General features: G+C 65.9%; 2 protein-coding genes. Both read left to right on the top strand.

Annotation, left to right across the window (positions count from 1 at the left end; all coding sequences use genetic code 11):
* The coding region (locus tag KBY47_RS36225) for an alpha-glucosidase C-terminal domain-containing protein (protein WP_210928892.1) at positions 1 to 467 on the top strand (467 nt) is incomplete at its 5' end.
* Positions 464 to 776, top strand: a 313-nt coding sequence (locus KBY47_RS36220; protein WP_247695774.1) for an alpha-amylase family glycosyl hydrolase, incomplete at its 3' end; no start/stop codon positions are given. The genes KBY47_RS36225 and KBY47_RS36220, both read left to right, overlap by 4 nt.

Genomic DNA, 776 nt, shown 5'->3' with positions numbered 1-776 from the left:
CCCTCAAAGAGGGCAGCGAGGAATACCTCGACTCCGAGAAGTACCAGCTCAAACCACGCGACTGGGACACGGCCGAACACGAGGGCCGCACCATCACCCCCCTCATCACCCGCCTCAACACCATCCGCAGGCAGAACCCGGCCCTGCGGCAGCTGCGCGACCTCCACTTCCACCACGCGGACCAGGAAGCGGTGATCGCGTACAGCAAGCGATCCGGATCGAACACGGTTCTCGTGGTCGTCAACCTCGACCCTCACCACACCCAGGAAGCCACGGTCTCGTTGGACATGCCGCAACTCGGCCTCGAATGGCACGAGTCGGTGCCGGTGCGCGACCAGCTCACCGGCGAGACCTATCACTGGGGCAGGGCCAACTATGTGCGCCTTGAGCCGGGCCGTCGGCCCGCGCACGTCTTCACCGTCCTGCGACCGTCCAACCCGCAGATCGGAGGGTCACCCATCACATGATCGTCAACGAGCCCGTCCAGGACACCTTCGAGGACACGCCCGCCAAGGACCGGGACCCCGACTGGTTCAAACGCGCCGTCTTCTACGAAGTCCTCGTCCGCTCGTACCAGGACAGCAACGGCGACGGCATCGGCGACCTCAGGGGCCTGACCGCCAAGCTGGACTACATCCAGTGGCTGGGCGTGGACTGCCTCTGGCTGCCGCCGTTCTTCAAGTCCCCGCTGCGCGACGGCGGCTACGACGTCTCCGACTACACCGCCGTCCTGCCCGAGTTCGGTGACCTCGCCGACTTCGTCGAGTTCGTCGACG

The organism is Streptomyces sp. B93 (assembly GCF_018070565.1).
Classification (GTDB): Bacteria; Actinomycetota; Actinomycetes; order Streptomycetales; family Streptomycetaceae; genus Streptomyces.
Note: the sequence above shows the minus strand (reverse complement) of the source record. Positions and strands in the feature narration are given on the sequence as shown.